Origin of the sequence: Pacificispira spongiicola, assembly GCF_012926505.1 — a bacterium.
Taxonomy (GTDB): Bacteria; Pseudomonadota; Alphaproteobacteria; order UBA8366; family Aestuariispiraceae; genus Pacificispira; species Pacificispira spongiicola.
The window spans coordinates 504121-523267 of the sequence record NZ_JABBNT010000004.1 but is presented as its reverse complement, the minus strand read 5'-3'; the positions used below and the strand labels follow the sequence as shown (position 1 = coordinate 523267).

Annotated in this window: 20 protein-coding genes; 14 read left to right on the top strand and 6 right to left on the bottom strand. The window is 59.6% G+C overall.

Going from position 1 to position 19147, the window contains the following annotated elements; translation table 11 throughout:
* The first annotated feature begins 60 nt into the window (after positions 1–60).
* From HH303_RS15565 to HH303_RS15550, 4 genes are all read left to right on the top strand, one after another.
* Positions 61–798, top strand: a complete 738-nt coding sequence (locus HH303_RS15565) for a hypothetical protein (RefSeq protein ID WP_169626288.1) — start codon at positions 61–63, stop codon at positions 796–798.
* 152 nt (positions 799–950) lie between these two features.
* The gene (locus HH303_RS15560) at positions 951–1382 is read left to right on the top strand and encodes a hypothetical protein (protein ID WP_169626287.1); all 432 of its coding nucleotides are present in this window, start codon (positions 951–953) and stop codon (positions 1380–1382) included.
* Positions 1379–1738 carry a hypothetical protein gene (locus HH303_RS15555; RefSeq protein WP_169625824.1) on the top strand — a complete coding sequence of 120 codons (360 nt, stop codon included), beginning with the start codon at positions 1379–1381 and terminating at the stop codon, positions 1736–1738. The genes HH303_RS15560 and HH303_RS15555 overlap by 4 nt, the downstream gene beginning before the upstream one ends.
* The gene (locus HH303_RS15550; protein WP_169626286.1) at positions 1735–2166 is read left to right on the top strand and encodes a hypothetical protein; all 432 of its coding nucleotides are present in this window, start codon (positions 1735–1737) and stop codon (positions 2164–2166) included. The genes HH303_RS15555 and HH303_RS15550 overlap by 4 nt, the downstream gene beginning before the upstream one ends.
* A 48-nt stretch (positions 2167–2214) precedes the next feature.
* Here the strand turns inward: HH303_RS15550 and HH303_RS15545 are convergent, their stop codons facing one another.
* Entirely contained in the window at positions 2215–3777 is a 1563-nt protein-coding gene (locus tag HH303_RS15545) for an ATP-grasp domain-containing protein (RefSeq protein ID WP_169626285.1), read from the bottom strand.
* A gap of 39 nt (positions 3778–3816) precedes the next feature.
* Positions 3817–4830: a ligand-gated ion channel gene (locus tag HH303_RS15540; protein WP_169626284.1), complete on the bottom strand. Its 1014-nt coding sequence runs from the start codon at positions 4828–4830 to the stop codon at positions 3817–3819.
* A gap of 182 nt (positions 4831–5012) precedes the next feature.
* On the opposite strand from HH303_RS15540, the gene greB reads away from it, so the two are divergent.
* Positions 5013–5570 (top strand): transcription elongation factor GreB, encoded by a 558-nt coding sequence (gene greB, locus HH303_RS15535; RefSeq protein WP_169626283.1) that lies wholly within the window; start codon positions 5013–5015, stop codon positions 5568–5570.
* 21 nt (positions 5571–5591) lie between these two features.
* Here greB and HH303_RS15530 read toward each other — a convergent pair whose 3' ends face one another.
* On the bottom strand, positions 5592–6269 hold the full coding sequence (locus tag HH303_RS15530) for a hypothetical protein (RefSeq protein ID WP_169626282.1): 678 nt from the start codon (positions 6267–6269) through the stop codon (positions 5592–5594).
* A 173-nt stretch (positions 6270–6442) separates the two neighbouring features.
* Between HH303_RS15530 and HH303_RS15525 the strand changes: the two genes are divergently transcribed.
* From HH303_RS15525 to HH303_RS15500, 6 genes are all read left to right on the top strand, one after another.
* Entirely contained in the window at positions 6443–7411 is a 969-nt protein-coding gene (locus tag HH303_RS15525; protein WP_169626281.1) for an ArsR/SmtB family transcription factor, read from the top strand.
* Complete coding sequence (locus tag HH303_RS15520) at positions 7408–8286, top strand: methylenetetrahydrofolate reductase (protein ID WP_169626280.1); 879 nt, start codon at positions 7408–7410, stop codon at positions 8284–8286. The genes HH303_RS15525 and HH303_RS15520 overlap by 4 nt, the downstream gene beginning before the upstream one ends.
* A gap of 4 nt (positions 8287–8290) precedes the next feature.
* Positions 8291–9175, top strand: a complete 885-nt coding sequence (locus HH303_RS15515) for a homocysteine S-methyltransferase family protein (protein ID WP_169626279.1) — start codon at positions 8291–8293, stop codon at positions 9173–9175.
* A 228-nt stretch (positions 9176–9403) separates the two neighbouring features.
* Complete coding sequence (locus tag HH303_RS15510) at positions 9404–10315, top strand: methyltetrahydrofolate cobalamin methyltransferase (RefSeq protein WP_169626278.1); 912 nt, start codon at positions 9404–9406, stop codon at positions 10313–10315.
* 41 nt (positions 10316–10356) lie between these two features.
* A complete protein-coding gene (locus HH303_RS15505; RefSeq protein ID WP_169626277.1) occupies positions 10357–12420 on the top strand; it encodes an ASKHA domain-containing protein in 2064 nt (687 codons plus the stop codon).
* Positions 12421–12549: 129 nt separating this feature from the next.
* Positions 12550–13470, top strand: a complete 921-nt coding sequence (locus HH303_RS15500) for a methylenetetrahydrofolate reductase (RefSeq protein ID WP_227421846.1) — start codon at positions 12550–12552, stop codon at positions 13468–13470.
* Positions 13471–13492: 22 nt separating this feature from the next.
* On the opposite strand, the gene HH303_RS15495 is transcribed toward HH303_RS15500, so the two are convergent.
* A complete protein-coding gene (locus HH303_RS15495) occupies positions 13493–14092 on the bottom strand; it encodes a TetR/AcrR family transcriptional regulator (RefSeq protein ID WP_169626276.1) in 600 nt (199 codons plus the stop codon).
* Positions 14093–14190: 98 nt separating this feature from the next.
* Between HH303_RS15495 and HH303_RS15490 the strand changes: the two genes are divergently transcribed.
* The 3 genes from HH303_RS15490 (at position 14191) to yghU (ending at position 16229) form a co-directional block, all read left to right on the top strand.
* Positions 14191–14595 carry a hypothetical protein gene (locus HH303_RS15490; protein WP_169626275.1) on the top strand — a complete coding sequence of 135 codons (405 nt, stop codon included), beginning with the start codon at positions 14191–14193 and terminating at the stop codon, positions 14593–14595.
* 12 nt (positions 14596–14607) lie between these two features.
* A complete protein-coding gene (locus tag HH303_RS15485; RefSeq protein WP_169626274.1) occupies positions 14608–15243 on the top strand; it encodes a LysE family translocator in 636 nt (211 codons plus the stop codon).
* Between the two features lie 125 nt (positions 15244–15368).
* The gene (yghU, locus tag HH303_RS15480) at positions 15369–16229 is read left to right on the top strand and encodes a glutathione-dependent disulfide-bond oxidoreductase (protein ID WP_169626273.1); all 861 of its coding nucleotides are present in this window, start codon (positions 15369–15371) and stop codon (positions 16227–16229) included.
* Between the two features lie 39 nt (positions 16230–16268).
* On the opposite strand, the gene HH303_RS15475 is transcribed toward yghU, so the two are convergent.
* Together HH303_RS15475 and HH303_RS15470 are read right to left on the bottom strand one after the other, a co-directional pair.
* Positions 16269–17876, bottom strand: coding sequence for a sensor histidine kinase (locus HH303_RS15475; RefSeq protein WP_169626272.1), 1608 nt, complete (start codon positions 17874–17876; stop codon positions 16269–16271).
* Positions 17877–18088: 212 nt separating this feature from the next.
* Positions 18089–19063, bottom strand: a complete 975-nt coding sequence (locus tag HH303_RS15470) for an NAD-dependent epimerase/dehydratase family protein (protein ID WP_169626271.1) — start codon at positions 19061–19063, stop codon at positions 18089–18091.
* Between the last annotated feature and the right edge of the window lie 84 nt (positions 19064–19147).

Sequence of the window (19147 nt, the reverse complement as noted above, 5' to 3'; positions counted from 1 at the left end):
ACGCGCCGAAGAAAGGGGCGCACCTCACCCCTTCTTCCCCGCGATCGAGAGACGGAGAGCATGGCTGGTACCCCGTATGGGATCGGACCGGACGGCCCGTTCCGATCCCGCTTGGAAGCCGGTCTGCACCGCTTTTCGATCCAACGGCAGGAGGAGAAACGCACTGCGCCGCCCTCGCGGCAAGCCTCCGGCATCCAACCCGTTGACACCGCCCTCGCACATAAAACGCCTGCGAAACCGCCCGGCATAGCGGAGTCGGAGGATGCCGACGCCGCCATTACGGAGATGATGAAGGACGCCCGCTATTGGCAGCCGAACCATCCGCAACGAGACGCCTACCGAACCGGCATCGCCCGCCTATGGAAGGCCGCCTATCCCGGTGAATACCGCCCTGGCAGTTTCGGCAAGGGCGACCGCCCCGTCATTTCCACCGGGCAGGCCTTGAGCCTCGCGGATAAACTTCTCCCGAAACAGGTGGAGAAAACGGAGACTCCCGTCTTACCCAAACCGTCCGACGCCGTCGGTATCCAGCTCGCCCAAGCAGCGGAAGGGACCTTGGACGACCCCTTCGGTCTAACCCATGAGGATTTCGAACCGCTCTACCCGAACAACTGGCAGGACCAGGATGAGGACGGCATGCTGTCGCCCGGCGGGGCCGCCGGCGCCATTCTCGGCATTGGCGCCGCCGCAGTCTTGCCCAACCTCCTGGAAGCCCGGAAACACGTCAACGGCAAGGATGGAAAAAAAGCAACCGACCATGGTAAAAACGAAGCCCATGGTGACAAGGACGCGCTATAGAAAGCTCAGCCCAGAATCAGCGCCTGGAAGAAGAAACTGGAAACGGCGACAACCAGAAAGGAGAAAGAGAAGGCGCGAAGCAAAGTAGATAAAATTACAAAAAACGCTCATCGCCAAGGAAAGGGAGAGAACCATTCCCGGAAAGGTAAGAAATGAAGCCCTTTGAATGCATTTTTCACCCCAAAAAAGGCGTCGGGCCGATTAACTTTGGTCAATCATTCACCGCTATAAAAAACATAAGAGGATTTAAATTAAAGCGATTCGACCCCGATCCGGACACCCCCCCAACCTACGATAACGATCCCCTTGATCTGACCGTGTACCAAGATGAAGATGGAAAAGTCAGGTCGATCTCCTGTGACGAATATCTGTACGTCGATGGGGAGAACATTATCGGCATGCAAATAAATGACGCCCTTCGGCTCTTAGGAAATCCGCAATACGAATTGGAAAAAGATTTCGAGCTTTGGGAGGGAGAAGTCCAAGATATCTACAATATTGAGGCGCTCGGTATGAGCTTGTGGACAACGTCCGACGGAGAAATCCTTTCTGCAAGTCTTGACGACGGCGACTACGAAGATTGAACACCAACACGGAGAGGCGCACGAACGAATATCCGTGCGCCTCTCTGTATATCAATCTGACGCTTACCGACCCGGCATCGCCCGTCTATGGATGCCCGCCTCTCCAGACGATTACCGACCGGGTATTTTCAGCAAAGACGAAAAAAGCAACCGACCATGGTAAAAACGAAGCCCATGGTGACGGCGGGCGGACCGCGCAAAAAACGCAAAAACAAATTGAAGCCTTACAACAAAAACAAAGCAGCGCGAAGACTCGGCGAGAAAAGAGGGAACTGAGAAACCGAATTCAGAAAATCAATAAAAACAGCAACCGCCGGAAAAAAGGCGAGAATCATTCAAGAGGACGCAAGCGATGAAGCAGGAAGATTGTGTATTAACCCCTAAAATCGGTGTTGGACCAATTCGCTTCGGGCAACCGATTGACGTGCTGAACGATATCACGGGTTTCGAAAAGGTCGACCCAGATGAATGGTCCAAAGACTACGAATGGTATGAATGTATCCAATGCGATTTAGACGTATATGGCGACGGAAATGGAAAAATTGAGACGATAGGATGTGACGAAACCTTAATATTGGATGGTAAGAACCTTATTGGTGTAACTCTTAACGAATTGGAAGGCTTCTTAAGACTCAAAGGTCAACGATTTTCAGACGGCGACGAGATGGCAGACGGAAGTATTGTGACCGGATACCTTTTTGAACCTCTCGGTCTTCGTGCATGGGTAACGGAAGAAGAGCGAGTCGAATCTATCATGGTAGATGACGGTGACTACGAGGATTGAGAAGACGCGCAGAGGCGCACGAAGGCGTGATCGGGCGCCTACCCGCCCCTAACGCCCCTTAAGGGTGGCCAATTCGGCTTCCAATTCGCCCAGGCGTTTGTTCATTTTTCGGATGCGGGTCTGCTGCTGCCAGTAGAGGTCTTCGAACAGGCCGGGGGCCTCTCGCAGGAGCTTGCGGAAGGCCTTGCCGCTGATCTTCATGGCGGTGCAGCCGTCCGCGCCCGCGCGCACCCCGGCGGAGCGCGGCTTGCCATCCATGACGGAGAATTCTCCGACCACGGATTGCGACCCGACGCTGTCCAACAGGATCGGGTCCAGCCCCGCAGTTTCGTTCAGAACATCCAGCGTGCCGTCGATGACCAGCAGCATGTAATCGCCGTGGTCGCCTTCCCGCCAGATCCATTCCCCAGCGGCGAAATGCGCCCGCACGCCGCAACGATACAGTTTCGTCAGCGCCCCTTCGGTAAAGGCCCGGCTGCCCAGGAAGAACTGCTTGAAATCCGTATTCACGAGGCGGTTGACGGTGTCGATATCGGTTTCTTCCGAATAGACGACGGAAAAGCCCAGATGCGCCTCGTAATTCAGTAACGTGTCGCTGAGAATATTGGAAAACAGGCTTTGGAACTCGCCCATATTCGGCCGATGGGAAGCGACATCGACCTCCGTCCCGACATAGCCCATCATCCAGGTATAGATTTTGTCTTCCCGGCCCTGCCAGATCGCCCCCCAATCCGGTGCCTGATCGGTGACGAAAGCGATATAGGGGTTCAGTCCGAACGCGTGATAGGCAAGGTCTACCAGACCGTCCCCGCCGAAGCGTAGCGGATTGAGTTCAATCGGCACCAGCCCCTTGTCCCCGAGCTTGAATTCGCCATGGATCGGAAACCCTTTCGCCCCCAACGCCCGGTTAATTTCCCGGAACCAGTCGGTCAGCGGCCCCAGCAACCGGTCGAAGACGGGCTTGCTGGTATAATAAAGCGCGTGCAGGTAATCCGGGTTTTCCGGGATCGGGTGGTGATAGATATTGACGATCACCGGTTCCCCGGCTGCGTCGAAGAACATATCGACGGCATATTCCTCACCGTCGATGAATTCCTCCACGATCACATCCGCGTCGGACAGAACGGTATCGGCGAAGACGGCGGCGTTGCGGTGAACTTCTTCCTCGATCTCCCGGCGGATGGCGCTCAGGTCGCTGTCGCCGGTGACGATCTTGATGGCCGTCGCGAAATACCCGCGGTTCGGCTTCACGACGAAGCGCCCCTTTCCCGGCAGTATCAGACCGGGCAGATCCGCCAGCGGCAGCCGCCGATAGAAGAAATCGGGATAGCGCGCCGCCATCAATTCCCGGCAGCGGTCCTTGTTCTTCAATGCGTCGATCAGGCGCCGTCGTTCCGGATCGTCCAATCGGCTGAGCACGGAATCGAGAACGTTTTCGGAGGTGATCACCACACGGTCACCGTCGGAAAACCGCGTTTGCCCGTCCTGGGCCAGATCCTTGCCGTCGATCTGCGCCGCGACACCCAGGGCGACCGTTTCGTCCAGCACAACCGACGCCCCGTGATCGCCGTGATCGACGACGATGGTGCCCCTTTTACCCGTACCGGTCACGTATCCCCCCGTTTCCGCCGATGGCGCTGTGGTTCGGCGTTATAAATTCGCGGCCCTTAGGACGAAGAAACTCAACAGGCCGATATACAGCAGCAGCATCGCGGGAAACCCGTACAGATTCAACCGATGCGCAATTTTCTGGTGGCCGCTGATATGCAGTCGCTCACAGCCGACGGACAGGAAGAGCGACACCGTGATCAGCAGGAACGTGATGACCTCGATCTGATCAGACAGCCCGATGGTCGGCGACGGCGGATAGTTGCTTTCCAGGACGTTCTTGTTCCCGATCGCCGCGAACAGGGACGCCAACGTCATCCCGATCCGGTAATCCGCCATGCCGAAGGGAATGGTAATCCAGATCGCCCCGCACATCAGGAACGCGATCAAATAACCGATATAGGCCTCAAAAAAGAGTTTCGGATTGTTCCGCTCCATCGGGATCGCGAATTCCAGCCGGGGGAAGGAAATCACGTCGGTCGATTCTTCCCCGAAGGTTGAATTGTACTGATAGATCGCATGGCTGCTTTCGATCGGCAGCGTCGTCCAACCGCTGAGCCACAGATCGCGGGAAATGATGGAATTCTTGTCGTCCACCTTGAAAACGAGCTGGGTCGCATCCTTGCCCACGCTTTCCAAGATGATTTCCAGCCGCTGATTGTCGAAGGGGAAGTCCGACACGTCCCAGGGCTGATTGATCGTCACCTGCATTTTCGCGGCGATGTAATGGCGCCCGTCCTCCCGGCCGTGACCGTAACTTTCCAGGACCTCGTAGCTGCGCGCATTCGTAACCTCGATCGCGTCGAGCGGGTTGTAGTCGGGGTCGTCATAGATGAACCAGACCCAGAAGATCGTCTTGAAGGTCCCGTCATAGAAATCGAGGTCGTAGATGGAGGATACGAACATGCCAACCTCCACCTCGTCCGGGCCGCCATGTTCTTCCGTATAGGTTTCAGCCTCGTTCCACAGGGGCTCGTAATAAGGCCGCGCCGACGCCCAATGCGACGACGCGACCGCAGAGACGCCCAGGACGATCAGAAGAATGGCGGCATTCAAAGCGCCCTTCCCCCTGCGAAGCCCACCCCTGCACCCTGTACCGAACAATTGCCGCCCTTTCGTTCCGGAACCGAATTCCCGAAACGAATAAAGACGCAAACACGGTCGCTTTTCAATGATTTGCACCGAATACTGGTAAGGACGCCTCTTGCAGAGGCGCAAACAGCCGCTATTTTTCCAGAATGAGCAAAGCTTTCACCAAAGAATCCGACAACGCGGAAGATGAAGACCTGCCGGAAGGCGCGCAGCCGCTGCCGCGCGGGGCGAAGAACTATATGACCCCGGCGGGGCACAAGCGCCTGCAGGACGAATTGAAGTTCCTGCTGCGCGAGGAGCGCCCGAAAGTGGTCGATATCGTGTCCTGGGCCGCGGGCAACGGCGACCGGTCGGAAAACGGCGATTATATCTATGGCAAGAAGCGCCTGCGCGAAATCGACCGCCGCGTCCGCTTTCTGACCAAGCGATTGGAAATCGCCGAAGTCGTCGATCAGAAACTACAGACCAACCGCGACCAGGTCTTCTTCGGCGCGACCGTGACCTATGAAAACCAGCGCGGCGAGGAAAAGACGATCCGCATCGTCGGCGTCGACGAGGCCCGCCTGGAACTGGGCGAGATCAGCTGGGTTTCCCCCATCGCCCGCGCCCTGCTGAAAGCCGCCGAAGGCGACGTCGTCCGCGTCCAAACCCCGAACGGCCCCGAGGAAATCGAGGTCGTGGAGATTGCCTATTTAGGCGATTGAACCGATTAGGCGCTGGCCGATTTACTCCAAGGATGACACCAACTCGTCTAGGCTAACGCCGTTTGAAATCACCGTACGGTGATCGATCCACAAACGGCAGTTTGTCTTCGATTTTTCCTCGCATGACGCCAACGCGTTTTTAGCGGCCTGTAATTTAGTTTGCGGTTTGTTGCCATTTTCTTTGGCGACGCCGTATCCCCAAGTGTCAGCCCCTCCTACCGCAAAGACCCCGTAATAATTTTGGTTCTCGTCCAATAGGCGCCGATAGCTCAAAAGCGCCGGTTTGCGATTTTGGATAGTTTTATTGTCGTCATACACACGAATTGGCAGGTCTTTAAACGAACGCGCAGAAGCATACCACGGCGCGTCCTTTGTGACCGGGCCGGTTTCATCCGTCTTCCAAACAACTTCCTTCCGGTATGCGTATACGGCGCAGTCCGCCGATGAATTCTTCTCACATATCATTATCGCACGCTGCATGCTTGCGCCGGTACGGCACGCATTATCTGGGCAATAGACCCAGCCGCACGAACTGCCATCGACGGCAAGCGCCAAGGCAAAACCGTTCTGTTGCATGTAGTTGGAAATGCATCGTTCCATTGTCGCGTTTTTCGGAACAGGACCGGCCCCGATCCGGGTTTCCGTCGTTTGGCAGGCCGCAGCAACAAGTCCGATCAACCCGATTAATAAAGGACGCATCTCTCTCCCCCGAATATGCCTGCGAAATAAGCCGACAGGATATCGAGCACCGAACAACAATCGCAACCCGCAATAAGGGATGAATTTAAAAACTTTCCCGCCAGCATGAATCTCATTGACAGCATGACATAAAGATATTTTTATATGTTCATTCTTGTGAGGAACAAAACAGTATGGACAAACTTCTTCAGGCAATGCGCGCGGTGGCGGAGCCGACACGGCTCCGGATTCTGAATCTCGTCGCGCATTCGGAACTGACGGTCAGCGATCTGGTCGGCCTGTTGAGCCAGAGCCAGCCGCGCCTGTCCCGGCACCTGAAGCTGCTGGTGGAAGGCGGCGTGCTGGAACGGCATCAGGAAGGGTCCTGGGCGCGCTATCGTCTGTCCGGGTCGACCGGCCTGTCGGATGAAAACATTGCCGCCGATTTCGCCAGCGCCGTTCTGGACCTGCTGCCGCATGACGATACGGTTCTGGCCCGCGACCTGGAACGGCTGGATCGCCTGCGCCAAAAGCGCGATGCCGAAGCGGCGGCCTATTTCAAGCGCAACGCGGCACAGTGGAATCAAATCCGCGCCATGCATGTGGATGAAGACGATTTGCTGGGCAGCTTGCGCACGGTGACCGCCGGATGGCATCTGGGCCGCTATATCGATATCGGCACGGGTACGGGCAAACTGCTGGAATTCTTCGGGCCGCAGACCGACCGCGCGGTCGGCATCGATCTGTCGCCGGACATGCTGCGCGTCGCACGCGCCACCGTGGAACGGGAAGGCCTGTCCCATTGTCAGGTCCGTCAGGGCAACATGTACGAACTGCCCTGCGCGGATGGCGAATTCGACACGGCGTCCTTCCACATGGTTCTGCACTATGCCGACGATCCGACATTGGCGTTGAGCGAAGCGAGCCGTGCTCTGGCCCCCGGCGGCCGTATCCTGATCGTGGATTTCGCCGCCCATAATCTGGCGGAACTGCGCGCCCAATATGCCCATCGCTGGCCCGGCTTCACGGACGAGCAGATGGAATCCTGGCTGGCATCCGCCGGTTTCGCCGACGTCGTCGTTGATCGCCTGGAAGGCGGGCCCCTGACCGTCTGCATCTGGAGCGCCCGAAAGGCCGTTATCGAGAAGGAAGCCGTGGCATGAGCGGAAACATCAAAATCGGTTTCGAAGTCTTCCCGCCCAAGGCCGGAACCTCCGTCACCTTTGAATCCGGCGTCGCGGCGCTGGCCTCCGCCGGGGATTACGTCTCCGTCACTTACGGTGCCTCCGGCTCCGGACGGGAACGCAGCGAAATCGCGCTCGACGTGCTGTCGAAGAACGGGTTGGCGGGACAGATCGCCGCCCATCTGACCGCCGCCGGACAAAGCCGCGAAGACATTGATGCGCTGGCCCGGCACTGGAAATCCATCGGCGTGAAGCGGGTCGTTGCCCTGCGGGGAGACGCCCCGGCGGAATCCGACGACGAATACGCCTGCGCCGCCCATCTGACGGAAGGGCTGACACGGATCGGCGGGTTCGACATCTCCGTCGCCTGCTATCCCGAAACGCATCCGAAAAGCACGTCAGAAGCTGCGGAACTCGACCACCTGAAACGGAAATTCGATGCCGGTGCGGCCCGCGCGATTTCGCAATTCTTCTTCGAGCCGGACCTGTTCCTGCGCTTCCGCGACCGCTGCGCGGCGGCGGGTATCGACAAGCCGATCGTGCCGGGCCTTCTGCCCGTTGCGTCGCTGGACAGTCTGCACCGTTTCGCGGGCGGCTGCGGGGCGAGTGTCCCTGACTGGATCGACACGCGCTTCGGCGGATTGGAGGACGATCCCGACGCCTTCCACGCGCTGTCCATCGCCACGACCGTGTCGATCGCCGAACGGCTGATCGCCGAAGGCGTCGACCATATCCACCTTTACACCCTGAACCGGGTCGGCGACGCGCTGACCATTTCCCGGGCACTGGGCCGGATCGGAGAGCTTCCGGCTCCCGCGCCTGCCCAACCGCTCAAAACCGAGGAGGCTGCGTAATATCATGCGTACCATCACCGAAGCCCTAACCCATCGTGTTTTGTTGACCGACGGCTCCATCTCCCGGGAATTGAAACTGCCCGACCTGAATCTGGATGCCGCACGGGATTTCTTCGGCGCGACCGATTGCGCCGAAGCCCTGAACCTGACGCGGTACGACAAGATCGTCGCCGTGCATAAGGCGTTCCTGGAGGCCGGGGCGGATATCGTCCGCACCAATTCGCTGCGCGCCAACCCGCTGACCCTGCGCGATCACGGGTTGGAGGACGAAGCCTTCATCATCAACTTCAAGGCTGCCGAAGCCGCCGCCGAGGCCGTGGACAGCGTCCCGGGCCGAGGCCGCCGCCGCTTCGTCCTGGGCACCATCCGCGATGACGGTTGGGACGCCGCGCCGGGTGCGGTCGAAGCCGCCGTCGCCGTGCAGACCGAAGGGCTGATCGCGGGTGGGGTCGACGGAATCGTCCTGGACGTCCTCCCGGGTGTCGGGCGCATCCAGGCGATGCTGGAAGGCGCGCGGAAGGCCCGTGCGAAACTGAACAGCCGCGTCGCCATCCTGCTGCAACGCATCGAAGGCGGACCGCGTTTCGGGCCGCGTACCATCGAATTGGCCGACGGGATCGTCCAATATCGTCCGGGCGACGCGCGCCGTGCGGCCTGGCTGGACAGCGCCTTGCGGGACGGTACCGTCAACCTGATCGGCGGCGGGTCCCTACCAGAACACACAGCGGCGTTGAACCGCATGCTGCGCGACCGCGCGGAAGACGGCTACCGCCCGGTTCTGGGTTGGATTCGCGACGAAAGCGAGGTCGACCAGATCGAACCGGCCTCCAGTTGGGTGAGCTTCCCGGAACCGCGCAAAACGCCCATAGCCGAGAAGATCAGCGCCTAACCGCCACTGTCGGCGTCCGACGGCGTAGAAAAGAGCCGGGACGTAGACAAGGGCCTGCGACAAGGGTCGTCGGCACGACAATTGTCGGGGACGACGCGATTGCGACGTTAATAGGCGCGGTCGCGCTGTTCCCCGACCGCGCCTTCGGGCTTTATCGGCTGCGAAATGCGGTGAGCCTGCCGCCCTTTTGCAGGCTCTATCCACAAGAGGTGAGGAAGGAATACCCCCATGACCCAGACCGTACTCGAATCCAAAACCAAGACCCATATCATCGGCTTCGACCGTCCCTTTACCGTCATCGGGGAACGCATCAACCCGACCGGCCGCAAAAAGCTGGCCGCGGAGATGAAGGAATACAATTTCGAAACCGTCGAAAAGGACGCTTTGGCGCAGGTCGCCGCGGGCGCGCATATGCTGGACGTCAATGCCGGCATCCCGCTGGCCGACGAGCCGGACATCCTGGCCAAAACCATCAAGCTGGTGCAGGGCCTGACCGATGTGCCGCTGTGCATTGACAGCTCCATCGTCGAGGCGCTGGAACGCGGCCTGGAAGCTTATGAAGGCCGCCCGCTGCTGAACTCCGTAACCGGTGAGGAAGAGCGCCTGGAAGTGGTGCTGCCCCTGGTGAAGAAATACAACTGTGCCGTGGTCGGCATCTCCAATGACGAAACCGGCATTTCCGAAGACCCCGACGTCCGCTTCGAAGTCGCCAAGAAAATCGTCGAACGCGCGCAGGATTTCGGCATCAAACCGTGCGACGTCGTAATCGACCCGCTGGTTATGCCGGTCGGCGCCCTGGGCAATGCCGGTGTCGGCGCCCTGAACCTGATCCGTCGTCTGCATGACGAATTGAAGGTCAACACGACCTGCGGCGCGTCGAACCTGAGCTTCGGCCTGCCGAACCGGCACGGCCTGAACGGCGCCTTCCTGTCCATGGCGGTCGGCGCGGGCATGACCAGCGCGATCATGAACCCCTTGCACGAACCGGAAATGCACGCCATTTGGGGTGCCGACGTCGTCGCCGGTCACGACAAGGATTGCGCCGCCTGGATCCGGCGTTTCCGTGAGCCTGCGGCAGAGGGTGAGGAAGGCGCACGCGGTGCCCGCGGTGAACGCCGCCGCCGTCGCCCGGCAGCCTGAATACCGGCAGCCTGATTTATACCAGGAGGTAGCGTATCCAAATGGCGGAAGTCGACCCGACGAGCCTTCCCAGCGATGATACCGGTTCGGTGAAGACGGCGCATGTCGTCTTCACCCCGTCCGGAAAACACGGCGACTTCCCCATCGGGACGCCGATTCTGCAAGCAGCCCGGCAATTGGGGGTCGACATCGATTCCGTCTGTGGCGGGCGCGGGATTTGCGGTCGCTGTCAGGTCGTGCCGTCGGTCGGCGATTTCAGCAAGTTCAAGATCAAGAGCCGGGCGGAAAACCTGTCGGAGCCCAGCGCTCCCGAACTGCGTTACAAGGAAAAACGCGGCTTGAAGGAAGGGCGCCGCCTGGGCTGTTCCACCTTCATCGAGGGCGATTTGGTCATCGACGTGCCGGCGGACAGTCAAGTCCATAAGCAAGTCGTGCGCAAACGGGCGGAAGTCCGCGCCATCGAAATCAATCCGATCACGACCCTGCACTATATCGAGGTGGAAGAACCCGATATGCATCACCCGTCCGGCGATCTGGAACGGGTGCAGCAGGCATTGAAGGAACAATGGGACATCACGGTCGACGAAACCGATCTGCATGTCCTCCATACGCTGCAAAAGAACCTGCGCAAGGGCGAATGGAAGGTCACCGCGGCGATCCGCAACGGCCATCATCTCGTCTATATCTGGCCGGGTTTCCATGAACGCGCCTTCGGCTGCGCCATCGATGTCGGGTCGACCACCATGTCGGTGCATCTTACCGACTTGCGGACCGGGGATGTCGTGACCTCCGTCGGTGCGATGAACCCGCAGATTCGCTTCGGCGAAGATCTGATGAGCCGCGTCAGCTATGTCATGATGAATCCGGGCGGCGATGCGGAAATGACAGCCGCCGTGCGCGAGACGCTGGGCTATCTGATCAATCAGGCCTCTACGGAAGCACAGGTCGCACCGACGGAGATCATGGAACTGGTCCTGGTCGGCAATCCGATCATGCATCACCTGATCCTGGGGATCGACCCGACGGAATTGGGCTGGGCCCCCTTTGCCCTGGCCACCAATCAGGCGTTGCGTATCACGGCCGCGGAATTGGACTTGAAGGGCAAGACCAACCCCGGTGCGCGCGCCTTCTTCCTACCCTGCGTCGCCGGTCATGTCGGCGCGGACGCCGCCGCCGTCGTCCTGGCGGAAGGTCCGCAATACCGCGACGAGGTTACGCTGGTCGTCGATGTCGGTACGAATGCCGAAATCGTCCTGGGCAACAAGGATCGTCTGCTGGCCTGTTCCAGTCCGACCGGCCCGGCACTGGAAGGCGCGCAGATTTCGTCCGGCCAGCGCGCGGCCCCCGGCGCCATCGAACGTGTGCGAATCGATCCCACCACCCTGGAACCGCGTTTCCGCGTGATCGGGACCGATCTTTGGTCCGACGATCCGGGCTTTCCCGACGCCGTTAAGAAGATCGGCGTCACCGGCATTTGTGGGTCCGGAATCATTGAGGTCCTGGCCGAAATGTTCCTGGCCGGGGTCATCACCGAAGACGGCATTATCGACGGATCGCTGGCGGACCGGACCGACCGGATCGTGCCGGAAGGCCGCACCTTCTCCTATATCCTGAATCGGGGCGAGCCGGAAATCCGCGTCACCCAGGCAGATGTCCGCGCCATTCAGCTTGCCAAGGCAGCGCTTTACGCCGGGGCGCAATTGCTGATCGATAAGTTCGGCAAACCGGTGGAGCGTGTCGTTCTGGCCGGGGCCTTCGGCAGCCATATCGATTCCAAATACGCCATGGTCCTGGGCCTGATCCCGGACTGCCCGCTGGACATGGTGGCTTCCGTCGGGAATGCCGCCGGGACCGGAGCGCGGATCGCGCTTCTAAACAAAAAGGCGCGGAACGAAATCAAGGAAATCGTGACGCATATCGAAAAGATCGAAACCGCCGTAGAGCCGCGGTTCCAGGAACATTTCGTTGGCGCCATGGCCTTCCCGCACAAGACCGCCCCCTTCCCCAACTTGGCCAGCGTCGTGCGTCTGCCCGAAAAGAAAACGACGTCGGGCGGTGCGGGCGATGGCGAGGGCGGCGGTCGCCGCCGTCGGCGCCGAGGCTGAGTCGATAGGCTTATCTCCCGTTCGGTCTTTATGCGACGGGTCGTATTTGGATAGATTTTCTGTCGCTACCGCCAAGGTCCGTCGTCCCGTTTAGAGGCACTCTCCGTTCAAAATTACGGAGACGCCGAAATGACGGAAGTGAAGACCATGTCCGAAGTCGACCAGATCATCGATTTTATGAGCACCACGACCCTGGAAGTCACACCGGGCGGCGCGGCGAAGATCGACGATTTTCGCGCCGTGTTGCGCGACGGCCAGATTGTTTACGTGACCTTCCTGCCGGGCTCCGATTTCCGTGATACCGTTTCCACCGTCAAGAAGCTGAAGGACCAGGGCATGCGCCCGGTGCCGCATTTCGCGGCCCGGTCCATCCCGACCAAGGATTTCTTCGAAGAAAACCTGAAAATGCTGACCTCCGAAACGGGGGTCGAGGAAGCCCTGCTGATCGGCGGCGGCGTCGACAATCCGGTCGGGGAATTCACCGAGTCGATGCAGATTCTGCGCCTCGGCCTGTTCGAAAAATACGGCATCAAGAGCCTGGGCATCGCCGGCCACCCGGAAGGCAGTCCGGATATCTCCGAAGCCGAAGTCACCCGCGCCATGCTCGACAAGAACGCCTATGCGAAAGAAAGCCCGATGCATTTCTACATAGCGACGCAGTTCTGCTTCGAAGCGGACCCGCTAATCGAATGGGATCGCAAGATCCGCGCGGAAGGCAACGAGTTGCCGATCCATATCGGCATTCCGGGTCTGGCCACGATCAAAACGCTGATGAAGCATGCCCAAGCCTGCGGTATCGGCAATTCCATGCGCTTCATCGCCAAACAGGCCCGCAACGTCGCGAAGTTGATGTCGGTCAGCGAACCGGACAAGCTGGTCCGTGAGCTTGCCGCCTATAAGGCGAGCGATCCGAATTGCGGCATCGTGCAGACGCATCTGTATCCGCTGGGCGGCCTGAAGAAGTCGGCCGCGTGGCTCTATGCCATTCAGGACGGAAAGATCGAGTTGAACAGCAAGGGCGGCTTTAAGACCGAGTATTCGGTCGACTAAGCCCTAACCTGCCTTCCTCCGTTCAGCAGGCACCGTAGAGTTTCAGAAAAGACGCGACCGCCATGCGGGCCGTCCTTTCCGCTTGCCCGCGATCCGGCGCGGATATCCGGCCCAGCAAGCGACTTATTTGGTCATCGGCGATCAACAGCCCCAGAAAACTGCGCGCGGCGATCTTCGTATCATCGACCCGCAAGGCTCCGCGTTCCGCGTGACGATCCAGATACGCGACGAGGATCGGCAGGGTCGCATCGCGCCCGGATGCCGACAGGGCACGCGATAGGCTGGGGTCCTTGTTCACTTCCGCAATCGCCGCGCGGTTGATCGCAATCGCGCTGTCGCCCAACAGCATGGTGATGAACTCGACACCGAAATCCGTCAGGCCTTGGTCCAGCGGGCTTTCGGATTCCATCGATTGTTCAAGGGAGGCCCGCACCAATTCAGCGTTCCGGTGAATGATCGCGGTGAATAAGCCGGTCTTGTCGCCGAACCAGGAATACAGCGTTTCCTTCGATGCCTGTGCCCGTTTGGCGACGGCCAACATGGTCGTATCGCGATACCCCCGTTCCACTAAAATCTCCATGGCGGCATTCATGATGGCGTCCCGCCGGGTATCCGTCGGCATGTCGATTTCCTTTCCCAATCTCTTGACTCAACCGTACCCATTGGTACTGTGCTCTGCAACCGTACCAATGGGTACGGATTCAATACAGGAGGTATTCCATGCAAACGACGTCCCATCTTGAAATCAGGGATGCCCGCGACCCGGTCGCCGTCTCGGCGGTGATCGCGTTGCTCTGCATCACGGCAACCATGCTGTTGTTCCTGGTCACACAGACGGATCCGCATCCGCCGAACAGTATTGCACTCTTCGCGCTCGGTCCGTTCTTCTCCGCCTCGTTGGCCATCGGATTCGTTGCATGGTTCTTGTCGAACGAGGGTCATCGCGCCGGTAATCTCTGTGCCGTGGGCTTCGCCTTGACGGGGCTACTATCCTTCGGGCCGCATAAGTATTTCGACCCGTCCTTTCCATCGATCTGGCCCGCAGTCGTTGCGGCGCAGATCAGCATTGTTGTCATCGCGGTACGCTGTACTAGACTTCGCCGCAGACAAGCCGAGCACTCATAAGGATCAAATATCATGACGCCGATCGATGCGATCAGCCCGGAATATCTGATAACGGCGACCCTAGTTGTTCTCGCGCCGGGAACGGGGGTCATCTACACCGTGTCGACCGGCGTCTTTCGCGGTGCGCGGGCCAGCATCGCGGCGGCGACCGGCTGTACCCTGGGGATCGTGCCGCACCTGGCGGCCAGTATTCTGGGGCTGGCGGCCCTGCTGCACGCCAGCGCGCTTGCCTTTCAGGTTCTCAAACTTCTGGGCATCGCCTATCTACTGTACTTGGCCTGGGGCATGCTGCGCAGCGGCGGGACGATGGAACTGGACGGGTCCACGAAACAGGCGTCCAGCCTGACGCGAATCGCGGTCCGGGGCAGCCTGATCAATATTTTGAACCCAAAACTGTCGATCTTCTTCCTCGCCTTCCTGCCGCAATTTATTCCCGCGGGCATCGCCTCCCCCCTACCCTATACGCTCGTCCTCAGTGGGTTGTTCATGGGCCTGACGCTCGTCGTTTTCCTCGTCTACGGTTTGCTGGCGAACGCGGTTCGGCACCATGTCCTGCAATCGGAAACGGTTACACGCTGGATGCAGCGGGGGTTCGCTGCCGCCTTCGCAGGATTCGCCGCCCGCCTTGCAATCGCGGATCGGTCCTAACGATAAAGTTACTGGAACGTTCATTCCAATAACTTGCCGAACGGCAATCGCGCCCCATCTTGTCCGGGGTAACATTGACAGCGGCGCCGCAACGGGCGCACCACAGGGGATAGAAAGGACCGGGGATGACCGATACTTACACGCCGCCCAAAGTCTGGGTTTGGGACAAGGAGAACGGGGGCAAGTTCGCTTCCACGAACCGGCCGATCGCCGGACCGACTCATGAAAAAGCTCTGCCGGTGGGCAAGAACCCGCTGCAGCTGCATTCCCTCGCCACCCCCAACGGCGTGAAAGTCACCATCATGCTGGAGGAACTGCTGGAGGCCGGACACAAGGGCGCGGAATACGACGCCTATAAGATCAACATCGGCGACGGCGACCAATTCGGCAGCGGCTTTGTCGACATCAACCCGAATTCCAAGATCCCGGCGCTGATGGATCGCAGCGGCGATAAACCGGTGCGGGTTTTCGAGTCCGGATCGATCCTTCTGTATCTCGCTGAGAAATTCGGCGCCTTCCTGCCGGAGGACCATGCCGGACGCACGGAAACCCTGAATTGGCTGTTCTGGCAGATGGGCAGCGCCCCCTATCTGGGCGGCGGCTTCGGCCATTTCTATGCCTATGCACCGGAAAAGTGGGAGTATCCGATCAACCGCTTTGCCATGGAAGCCAAACGGCAGCTCGACGTTCTGGACCGCCGCCTCGCCGAAAGCCGATACATAGCCGGCGACGATTACACGATCGCCGATATTGCGATCTGGCCGTGGTACGGCCTCCTGGCGCTCGGTGCGATCTACAACGACGCCGGAACTTTCTTGGATACGAAATCTTACGAAAACGTCCAACGCTGGGCGAAGGAAATCGGCATCCGCCCTGCGGTCATCCGCGGTCGCGCCGTGAACCGCAGCTGGGGCGAAGACGGTGAACAAGTTCCCGAACGCCATGAAGCCAGCGATTTCGACGGGAAAACCGGCGTCCTTATCTGACCGCCGCTCACGATCGGTTGCCGGAATCCTCCTTGGAAGTCAGTCCCCTTCGAAGGAGGATTCCGTCCCCTCGATCGGCAGCCGAAGGGTCACCGTCGTGCCGGTCCCAGGTTCCGATTCGATATCCAACCGGGCATTCAACAAGTCCGCCAACCGCCGACAAATGGCAAGACCGAGCCCCGTTCCCTGAATAGTGCGGGCGATATCGGTACGCCCCCGGCGATAGGGCTCGAAGACCCGACGCAGGTCTTCCTTGGGAATACCGATACCACTATCCGCGATCGTCACGACGATGCAGTTGTCCGCGTCGTCCCGACGGGCCGTCACGTCGATGCGCCCGTCCACCGGCGTGAATTTCGCCGCATTGGACAGAAGGTTCGCCCCAATCTGGGCCACCGCGCGCACGTCGGTACGGGCCTTCAGACCGACCGGCAGGTCCACCGCCAGCGTGAGACCCTTCCCTGCCACCGTCGGGCCGATCATCGTGACGCAATCCCGCATGATCATGGCGACATCCGCCTCTTCCATATCCATGGTCGTGCGGCCCGCCTCAATCCGCGACAGGTCCAGCAAATCGTCGACCAGAAGCAGCAGCGCGGCGGCGGCCTTATGGATATCCTGGCCGTATTCCTGATATCGGTCGCGGGCCATTCCCTGCGTTTCCGGCGACGCCAATATCTCGGAAAAACCCAGGATGGCATTCAAGGGGGTCCGCAGATCGTGGCTCATACTCGCCAGGAATTCGGATTTCGCATTATTTGCTTCTTCGGCGCGACGGCGGGCGAAGTCGAGTTCCAGCGTGCGTTCCTCAACCTTTTCTTCCAGCGTGCGGTTCAAGGTTTCGAGACGCGTCAGCGCGTCCTTCAGCGCGGATATGTCCTCTTCGACCGCGATAATGCAGCGCCCGCCGGAAACCGGATCGTAGCCGATCTTCATATCGATCCGATGCCAACACTGTCCGGCACAGGTCATTGCGTGATATTCGCCCTTCGACTCACGTCCCTCCCGACAGGCGTCGAGCATCTGTCGCCCTTCCTCCTGATCGACGAATCGCGCGATCAGCGGTTCGGATCGATCGAACGTGTCCTGTGCCGCCGGATTCATGGACAGCAAAGCCCCGTCCATGTCGAAAATGCTGATCATCAAGGCGGTATAGCGCGAGGCTTCCACCATGCGGCGGTCGATGCCGGTATCCTGATCGTCGAATTGGGAGACCAGTTGGATCAACAGCGCCGGCGCGCCTTCCGGCCGAATTCGGATCGGCGTCAGGGAGATCGCGACCGATGTCGGGCGCCCATCCGGATAAAGTGTCCAATTGTCCTGAACTGCTCGACCCGGCGGCGTGCTTTCGAATATCTGACGCAGGCGGCGGCGGGTTGTGCCGCTGTCGCGCTCATAGGCACGGGCCAGAAGTTCCGCCTCACTGTCCGCCCCCCAAAACCGAACCGCGGCCGCATTCGCCCACCAGACGCGATGTTGGTCCAGGTCGAAAACCCAGATCGGACCGATGGCGAGGGAAAGGACGTTCAGGCTGTCGCGGGTCAGGATGTCGACGGGATGCGCCGCAGCGGCGGACTCGTCCCTTACGGGGGTCGATTTCCCCCCGTCGGTCGTGTCCCCCCGAATGTCCTCCCCACGACTATTCATCTACTTAAAGTCGCTCCCCACCCCAAATCCTGCAAGGCGGCGAGCGTACCCGAAAGCTGTGTAAATAGGAACAGTACCGGCAGTAGAATGTACGGTCTGGCGCCAACAATTTTCCCGCAAGGGATGCATTTCGAAGACACGCCGTCGGCGTCGGTCCCAGGGTCGCATACCTAAAATATCAGGCCGTGCGAGGACGCGACGATTATGCCGACCTATAAACCGCGATACGTCCGATACCAGGATACGAATTTGGGAATGCCGACATCGATCGGCGTCGTCGGCCGGTACCCGAAGTCACGCGCGATCGCGTCGATATCGGCGTATGTCTCCTTGACGTCGCCCGGCTGCATCGGCTGGAAATCGATCTTCGCCTCGACGCCGATCGCCGCCTGAAGAACCTCCACCATCCGCATCAACGGTTCGGATCGGTTGTTGCCGATATTATAGACGCGGTGCGGCGCCTTCCCGGCTTCCGCGCTCGGCGGGCCTTCCAGCACGGCGCAAATTCCGGCGACGATATCGTCGATATAGGTAAAGTCCCGCTTCATGTCCCCGTTATTGAAGACCGGGATGGTTTCGCCCTTGAGGATTTTTTCCGTGAAGATCCAGGCCGCCATGTCGGGCCGCCCCCAAGGACCGTAAACGGTGAAAAACCGCAGCCCCGTCATCGAGATGCCGTAGAGATGGCTGTAGGAATGGCTCATCAACTCGTCCGACCGTTTGGTGGCGGCATAGAGCGATACCGGCGTGTCCGTTCTGTCATCGACGGAAAACGGCACCTTCGTATTCCCGCCGTAAACGGAGGAGGACGACGCATAAACCATATGCTTCAGCCCGTCCAAATTCCGCGCCAGCTCCATGATGTTCAGATGCCCCATCAGATTGGACTGAACATAGGCATGCGGATTGATCAGCGAATAGCGGACGCCCGCCTGGGCGGCGAGATGAACAATCCGGTCGATCCCGGCATCCTTCAATTCCATGATGGCCGCGCTGTCGGCGATATCGAGTTTGCGGAACGTGAAGCCGGGTTTGCCGTCCAGCGTCGCCAACCGGGCATCCTTCAGCGCCGGTTCGTAATAGCTGTTCATATTGTCGATGCCCAGGACGGTTTCGCCCTTGGCCAACAGCGCGTGCGCGACGGACATTCCGATAAAGCCGGCGGCGCCGGTGACAAGGACGGTCATCGATAGATCCAGGCTCTTTGAAACGGATGGCTGAATTGCCGCTGATATACCGGCTTGCGCCGCAGGATGCATCCCCTAACTGAC

Coding starts and splice junctions, on each gene's coding strand:
- HH303_RS15495 (WP_169626276.1), bottom strand. CDS start 14,092: ATGCCGACGGATACCCGGCGGGACGCCATCATGAATGCCGCCATGGAG.
- HH303_RS15525 (WP_169626281.1), top strand. CDS start 6,443: ATGGACAAACTTCTTCAGGCAATGCGCGCGGTGGCGGAGCCGACACGG.
- HH303_RS15515 (WP_169626279.1), top strand. CDS start 8,291: ATGCGTACCATCACCGAAGCCCTAACCCATCGTGTTTTGTTGACCGAC.
- HH303_RS15470 (WP_169626271.1), bottom strand. CDS start 19,063: ATGACCGTCCTTGTCACCGGCGCCGCCGGCTTTATCGGAATGTCCGTC.
- HH303_RS15490 (WP_169626275.1), top strand. CDS start 14,191: ATGCAAACGACGTCCCATCTTGAAATCAGGGATGCCCGCGACCCGGTC.
- HH303_RS15550 (WP_169626286.1), top strand. CDS start 1,735: ATGAAGCAGGAAGATTGTGTATTAACCCCTAAAATCGGTGTTGGACCA.
- HH303_RS15530 (WP_169626282.1), bottom strand. CDS start 6,269: ATGCGTCCTTTATTAATCGGGTTGATCGGACTTGTTGCTGCGGCCTGC.
- greB (WP_169626283.1), top strand. CDS start 5,013: ATGAGCAAAGCTTTCACCAAAGAATCCGACAACGCGGAAGATGAAGAC.
- yghU (WP_169626273.1), top strand. CDS start 15,369: ATGACCGATACTTACACGCCGCCCAAAGTCTGGGTTTGGGACAAGGAG.
- HH303_RS15500 (WP_227421846.1), top strand. CDS start 12,550: ATGACGGAAGTGAAGACCATGTCCGAAGTCGACCAGATCATCGATTTT.
- HH303_RS15560 (WP_169626287.1), top strand. CDS start 951: ATGAAGCCCTTTGAATGCATTTTTCACCCCAAAAAAGGCGTCGGGCCG.
- HH303_RS15505 (WP_169626277.1), top strand. CDS start 10,357: ATGGCGGAAGTCGACCCGACGAGCCTTCCCAGCGATGATACCGGTTCG.
- HH303_RS15565 (WP_169626288.1), top strand. CDS start 61: ATGGCTGGTACCCCGTATGGGATCGGACCGGACGGCCCGTTCCGATCC.
- HH303_RS15485 (WP_169626274.1), top strand. CDS start 14,608: ATGACGCCGATCGATGCGATCAGCCCGGAATATCTGATAACGGCGACC.
- HH303_RS15510 (WP_169626278.1), top strand. CDS start 9,404: ATGACCCAGACCGTACTCGAATCCAAAACCAAGACCCATATCATCGGC.
- HH303_RS15520 (WP_169626280.1), top strand. CDS start 7,408: ATGAGCGGAAACATCAAAATCGGTTTCGAAGTCTTCCCGCCCAAGGCC.
- HH303_RS15475 (WP_169626272.1), bottom strand. CDS start 17,876: ATGAATAGTCGTGGGGAGGACATTCGGGGGGACACGACCGACGGGGGG.